The 6,833-nt window shown below is 62.9% G+C and carries 4 protein-coding genes; 2 read left to right on the top strand and 2 right to left on the bottom strand.

Annotated features, from left to right (window positions below):
- Positions 1-8: 8 nt before the first annotated feature.
- Positions 9-965, top strand: a complete 957-nt coding sequence (locus tag KHC23_RS08725; protein WP_213371542.1) for a LysR family transcriptional regulator — start codon at positions 9-11, stop codon at positions 963-965.
- Positions 966-1,148: 183 nt separating this feature from the next.
- On the opposite strand, the gene KHC23_RS08720 is transcribed toward KHC23_RS08725, so the two are convergent.
- Both KHC23_RS08720 and KHC23_RS08715 read right to left on the bottom strand, forming a co-directional pair.
- Positions 1,149-4,652, bottom strand: coding sequence for an ATP-binding protein (locus KHC23_RS08720; protein WP_006023662.1), 3,504 nt, complete (start codon positions 4,650-4,652; stop codon positions 1,149-1,151).
- Positions 4,653-4,655: 3 nt separating this feature from the next.
- Positions 4,656-5,924, bottom strand: coding sequence for a metallophosphoesterase family protein (locus KHC23_RS08715; RefSeq protein ID WP_006023661.1), 1,269 nt, complete (start codon positions 5,922-5,924; stop codon positions 4,656-4,658).
- A gap of 509 nt (positions 5,925-6,433) precedes the next feature.
- Here KHC23_RS08715 and KHC23_RS08710 point away from each other — a divergent pair.
- Positions 6,434-6,781, top strand: a complete 348-nt coding sequence (locus KHC23_RS08710) for a reverse transcriptase domain-containing protein (protein WP_213371540.1) — start codon at positions 6,434-6,436, stop codon at positions 6,779-6,781.
- Positions 6,782-6,833 lie beyond the last annotated feature (52 nt).

Raw genomic sequence — 6,833 nt, 5'->3', positions numbered from 1 at the left:
ACTTCTCGATGGAAAAATCCGTGCCTGCCGGGTCAACTCTCAGTGGAAATCAACACACCGCCGCTGCGCGCTCCCTGTCGATCTCGCCCTCGGCCGTCAGCAAGAGCATCCAACGTCTTGAGCGGCATCTGGGGGTTGCGCTCTTCACCCGCACGACCCGGTCGCTGGCGCTCACGGCGGAGGGTCGCGATCTGCATGAGCGAGCGCTGCGGCTGCTGGGCGAGGCGGAAGCGATCGAGCAGGCGGCGATGAGCGCGCGCTCGGAGCCGTCTGGCACCTTGCGGGTGGCGGCGTCGCTGCCGATCGGACTGCATGTGATCGCGCCCGCTCTGCCTGCGTTCCGAAAGCGTCATCCCAAAGTGACGGTCGATCTCAGACTGACTGACCGGATTGTGGACATCATCGAGGAAGGCATCGACGTCGCAATACGCATCGGCGATCTTGCGGATTCGCGCCTGTTGTCGCGGAGCCTTGCCCCGTATCGACTCTGCTGCTTTGCGTCACCCGCTTACCTTGCGGCGCGCGGCGCGCCACAGCACCCCGACGATCTGGCGGGGCACGACCTCGTCAACCTCCGCTATCAGAACACGGGTCAGAGCTTTTGGTGGCCCTTCCAGATTGGCGGCGAGGAGATCGAATTGGCGCCCACCGCCGGCATCGTCATCGACGTGAGCGATGCGGTCGCCGTCACGCTCGCGGCCGGCGGCGGCATCGGCATCAGCGCGACCTTCATCGCAGCGCCTTATGTCGAGCGCGGCGCGCTTGTCCCTGTGCTTGCCGCCTTTGCGGTCGAGCGACACAACATCACGGCCGTGTGGCCCGAAAGCCGCCGCGCAAATCCTGCCGTGCGTGCTTTCCTGGACCTGTTGCAGGACGTTTTCCAAGAGCGGCTGACGGCCACGGCGAGCCTGTCGGAAGAAGGGCGCCACGCTGCCGGCCCACAGGCGACAGCGAACGGTTCTTAGGGACGAACATCGCGATAGACGCTAACCCCTACTGCGGCCCACATGGGTATACTGCTGGACGGGTAGCCCAGCACTACCGGCTTGGTTATCCACGACTGCGAGGAGCAGGCCGAGCGCCTCGATGGATCCCGGCGCTCGCTTTTTTGCGGCCTGCTCGGGAGCGGTGTTTTGTTCGCAAAGCTGTCAGGCGACCTCCCGTCTCACCTCGGCCTCGTCAAGGCGATGTAACCGAGCCGTCGGGCACACGCGTTGAACGATTTCGCAAAGGTGCTGGTGATGCGTGAGGTAAATCACCTGGCCGACCTGGGCCATTTCCGCGAACAAGCGAAATGCCTCCTCCGCGCGGAAATCATCGAACGTCTCCATGATATCGTCGGCGACGAACGGCACCGAACTGCGAGCGCGGGCAAACTCGTGATAGCCGGCGACGCGTAGCGCGAGGTAAAGCTGGAAGCGCGTGCCTTTCGAAAGCTTATCGGCGGCCTTCGAACCGCCCTCTGCTGAAATCGCAATCAGCGTATCGCCGTCCTTGCCGGGCTGGGCGATGAGGCCGGTATAGGCGCCGCGGCTGATGGTTCGGAACGCCTCCGACGCACGCGCCATCATCGAACTGCGATGGCGCTCGCGATAGCTGGCGAGCGCCTGCTGCGTGGCTGAGATGCCGGCACGTAGTTGCAGATATCGCGTGGCGCCATCCTCAATCTCGAGCAGGGTCGTCCGTCGGCGCTCCTCGATGATGGCGACCCTGGCGTCTCCACCGATCGCCTCGACCCGATCCTCGGCGGCGGACTTCGCCGCGAACAGTTCATGACAACGCTTGTCCTGGTCTTCCGCTCGGGTCGTCAATTCCGTGAGCTCGGCCTCGAGTGCCGGCCTGTCCGCTTGATCGAGCGCCGCCTCCGCACGCTGGATATCCGATGCACGAAGAGCCTCGATGATATCCTTTTCCGCCTCACGAGCTTGGTTCATGAGGTCGGTTCGTCGCTCGATATCGGACAGCTTCCGGGACACCTCCTCCAGAGAGCCAACCGCGAAAAACGCCGTCATCCGCTGCTTCTGTTCGTCATGAACGGCTTGCGATTCTGCAAGCTCACGCTGGCGCGCTTGTGCCTCCCCGGTCCGCTGCGTCAGGCTGGAGCGCTGGTCGCGGGCCGCCGTGGCACTCCGGACCGTTTCGACGACACGCTGGGCCAGCTCCAGGACGGCGTCGGGACCCGGTTCAATCCCGAGAAGCCCCGTGAGTGCCGCAACCTCCTCGCTGAACGCGAGCTGGTCCCGTTCCATCTTGTGGATGCGGTCGAGAAGGGCAGCACGCTTCTCAATGGTCGGGGAAAGCTCAGTGATCGCGGCGAGCACCTCGCGCACTGCGCCGACCGCCGGGGTCTCGGGTCCCTCGCCGAGCCAGCATCCACGGCATTCCGCCGCCCACGCCTCTGCCCAGCCCTTCTCGTCCGATGTGGCACGCTCCGCGGCGCGTTCCCGCGCAACAACATCTCGGCGACGCTCGTCGAGCTCGACTTGGAGACGGCGCAGTTCGGCTTCCCGATCGAGCGAGGTTTGGGCCATCCCGAGCACGGCATCAAAGCTCGCGTCAGGAGCCGGCGCGAGATCCGCACCCGCCATCGCGGTCGTAAGCCGTTCGGAGGCGGCCGCCGCATCACGCTCAGCAGCAGCAATGTCCCGTTCGGCGCTCTGTAATGCGGCACGCGCCTCAAGCGTCTTTTCCCGCCGGCTGATCCACGCCTCAAGCTCCGCAAGCGACAGTGCCTTGGGGAAGCAGGCGGCTATCACGCCGGCCTCTGCGATGACCTCGGCGTCAATTGCCCCTAAGGCCGCATCGGCTTGTTGGGCGAGTTCAACGGCGCGCGTCAGATCCGTCTCCGCGACGGCAAGCGCCTGTTCGGTCTGATGCAGCTTCGCGAGCTCGCCCATGTGCGAGAACCGCCCTGCAGTCACAATGTCGTCGTGGCGCAAGACGGCTTCGAACGTATCTGCAGAAGCTGTGTCGAGCGCCCGACGGTGCGCGGCCCAAGCCTGCTCACGTTGCGAACGTACTTCCGCGGCTTCGTGATCTGAAACAACGCCGGTCGTCGATGCGAAACTGGCCTTCTCGGCTTCGAGACGCCTGACGATCGTGGTCAGGCGTTGCACCTCTGCATCGCAGCGGGACTTTGCCGACACTGCCTCCCCGCGGGTAACCTTCCAATTCTGCAGCGTATCCGGGCTCGGGCAATTCATGGCGACTAATTCATCGCCGGTGCCCTGCCAGGGACGAAGTGCGACGAGTCGGTCATTGAGCGCATCAAGGGCAGCCGCACGATCGCGCTCCGCCAGCCGGCGACGAACATGATGGTCCGCTGAGCGAAGTGCTTCGATCACGACGGCCAGCTCTGCAAAAGCGCGCTTTCGCTCCGCCTGGACCGTAGGGTCAGCACCGCCCTCGGGCAGCTTCGCCGCAACGTCATCCAGCCGGCGCCGCGCCTCGGCAAGCTCGTCGGATGCGTTCCGGCTGGCGGCCTTGATCCCCGAATAAGCTTCGACCAGATCGCGCAGTCTGCCGATGGTCGCGGAGCTCAACACAAGCCGCTTGGGCTCGGTCTCTTCGGGCCGCTCGATGCGCTGAAGAATTCCGGCGATAGCCAAGTCGAGCTCGCGCAACTGCAGGCGTCGCTCAGGAAGATCCTTTTCAGCGGTGACGTACCGTGCGCGCAGGTCGACAAGCCGCTCTACGCGGTCGGCAGTCCGCAAGGCTGTCTCGTCCACGATGACGGCCCGACCCTCGTCGGCAAGTTGGCCTATCTCGTCGGCAACCGCGCTGATTTTGACACCAAGCTCGATCTCCTGCTTTTGGAGCCGCGGCACTTCGGCTACCCACCCCTGCGGTGCCTCCGGAATATCCGCCAAGGGTGCGACCCGTGCTCGAATGCCCCGTAGAGCCGTGAGACGCGGTAATGCGGTGAGATAGCCCCGGATCTCATCGACGCGCCGCTGGACCTCGGCTCGTTCCTTGACCGCTTCATCGTATTGAACGGTTGCCCGGTCCCGGGTGTCCACCAGCCGAGCGTGATCCGTGGCTAGTGTGTCAAACTGCTCGCGCTCAGCTTTGAGTTCGGCGAGGCGCGACTTCAAATCCGCGAGTGCTCCGGACCTAGCCCGGTATTTGTAGAAGCTGTCAGCATCTGCCGTCAGGTCGACCAATCTGTCGCTGAGGTGCGAGAGGCCTGCACTGGCCGAGAACAACAATTGGCCGAGATCCCCCTTGCTTGCAAGGATGCTCTCGCCGCCTTTTTCGAGCGTTTCATCATCGAGCGAGAACATGGTCCGATAGGCATCCCGCTCGATGCCGCCGAGTTCGCCGCGGATCGCGGCTTCTGGAACGCTGCGATCATGGCCGTCGACCAGGCTGTTCTGCGAGCGTTTGAGACGTGCGAACTCCCTTGTCTCCGCTCCGATATCCAGAGCGGCGCCGATGCGCATGGTCGGATAGGGGTGAAGGAAGTTGAATGGGCTCTGCGAACCGATCCCGAACAACAGGTCCAGGAAGGCAGCAAACGCGGTTGATTTTCCCGCTTCGTTTGGTCCGTAGATGATATGCAGGTCCGGCTGTCCATTCACCCGCTCGCCGAAGTCGATTCTGCGATCGGTGAATTTGCCATATCGGGTCAGGTCAAGGCGGCGAAGTCGCATGCATCACGCTCCTTCGCCCGGAGCTTCAAGACGTGCCATGACGCCCTCTGCGCCGTCGCGCGCCAGCTGGGCGACCGCCTCCCGGAAAGACGCCTCGTCCTTGCCGAAAATGTCGCGACATTCCTGCGGCAACTGAGCCCTGATCTCTTCGGCGATGCCTGCAAGTTCATTCTGAAAGGCCGCGGAATCGAGGACGTCGTCTTCGATCAAGCGATGCAGCTCCCTGAGCGGGTCGCCCGATGTCTCGCTCCGCTGTTCTCCGGGACGGCATGCGATTTCGAGCTGCTCGACCCAGCAGCTGCCGATCACCGAAGCCCGGTCATCGGCCTCGGTTTTCAGCAAGTCGCCGTCGCGTCGAATGCGCCATGCCAGCGGCGTCGCACCAGTCACTCGCACGCGAGCGACAAGGTGCTCTGCCCGGGCAGCAGCCCGTTGGTTCTCGAGCGCGCGCGTCACTGCGGACACCAGCTCGCGCCAATCGTCCATTCCCGTGGCATCGACGGACACGCGTTCGAACTGCGCGACACTTGTGACGCGCTCCTCAAGATGGATCGAGCGATCGTCCGAGATGGTGACGAGCGTCACGGATTTCGGCCCGGCTTCGTTGATGTCACGCCCCTGCGGCATGCCGGGCATCACGATCGCGCAGGTGCCTTCGGTCGCCGAGCGCTTGTGAACGTGGCCGAGCGCCCAATAATGAAATCCTGACGCCTGTAGATCGGCCGGGCTGCACGGGGCGTAGAGGTCATGGCCGGGAGCGCCGCCGAGGCTCGTGTGCATGATGCCAATATTGACCGCCCCATCCACGACCGGCCGATAGCGCCCCAGGAGGCTTTCCGGGGCATGAGGTTGAGCAAAGCTCAGGCCATGGACGACGACGGGGACGCGTCCGGGCGCGCGATCGATCGCGATAGCCTCCCCTCGCCCGCCGAAGATCTTCACGGAATCCGGCAGCACCAATTCCTTGGTGATCTTCGACAGCGCGTCGTGGTTGCCGCGGATGATGAAGACACGAATGCCAGCCTGGTCCAGGCGCCGGAGCTGCTCGGCCAGGAAGCGGGCCGTTTTCATCGAGGTCTGATCGCCATCGTAGAGATCGCCGGCGATCAGCAGCGCGTCGACCTGCTCGTCCAGGCACAGATCGATCACCCGGACGAAGGCGCGCCGGGTGGCGTTACCGATCAGCTCAGCCAACTCGGAATGCCGCAGCGCAAGCGAGCGCAGCGGTGAATCGAGATGAATGTCTGCGGCATGGACAAATCGATACGTCACCCTCGCCTACCCCTGCATTTATGGCTTGCTCGCATTGCGTGGACCTTACGCGCCGGTCAATCGGCGTGATATTGAAATCGCCGAGGAACGCCGGGATAACCGCGAAATTCACAGAAACAGGGGGAGAATGATAACTTTGTCTACGCGATAGGCCTCTAAATTTGAACCCGTAGCCAGGCGGGAAGTCTTTGAGATCGCGTTAGATTTCGGGGCAATTGCCGCAATCCTTCTGTACCTATACTCGTGTGACGTCGTATTGACATCCAGAACAAATCGAGAGCTTGGCATGGCGCGCGACAGATGGTACCGCAATATCAAGCTTACAGGCAGATTTGTTATCGTGTTTCGCGATATATGATCCGATGTCTCGGACGCTGCTCCCTACACGCTGCTCGATTGCAGCATGATGTGACGGCCTATGCGACGCGTAGGAGTGCCTGTAAGCCTTCTTTCTTCGGTGCTTCACGTTGAGCCTCACGGATCTTCGCGCCACGCGAACCAGACACGAAGTGGCAGCGCTGCTGCGCTATCGCCCAAGCGCCGTGTCGTTCATCGTCCACGCAACGCCGCCGGCGGCCCGCTACATCACCTTCGATATTGCGAAGCGAAGCGGCGGTGTCCGCACCATCGATGCGCCGAACGACCGTCTGAAAGGGCTGCAACGCAGCCTTTCGAAACTGCTTTATGAATGCCTGCGCGAGATCGAAGCAAAAGATCCTCGCCGCAACAAACTCTCCCATGCGTTTCGTCCCGGCGCTTCGATCATCAGCAACGCTAAGACGCATCACCGGCGTCGCTACGTGCTGAACCTTGACCTGAAGGACTTTTTTCCGGCTTTCAACTTCGGCCGCGTTTGATCTGCCCCCTTCTGAGTGGCCCATCGACTATCGTAGTCTGGCCCACAAAGGA

Origin of the sequence: Ancylobacter dichloromethanicus (assembly GCF_018390645.1) — a bacterium.
In the GTDB taxonomy this organism is placed as follows: domain Bacteria; phylum Pseudomonadota; class Alphaproteobacteria; order Rhizobiales; family Xanthobacteraceae; genus Ancylobacter; species Ancylobacter dichloromethanicus.
The sequence above is the reverse complement of the archived record's forward strand: the minus strand, read 5'-3'. Positions and strand labels throughout refer to the sequence as shown.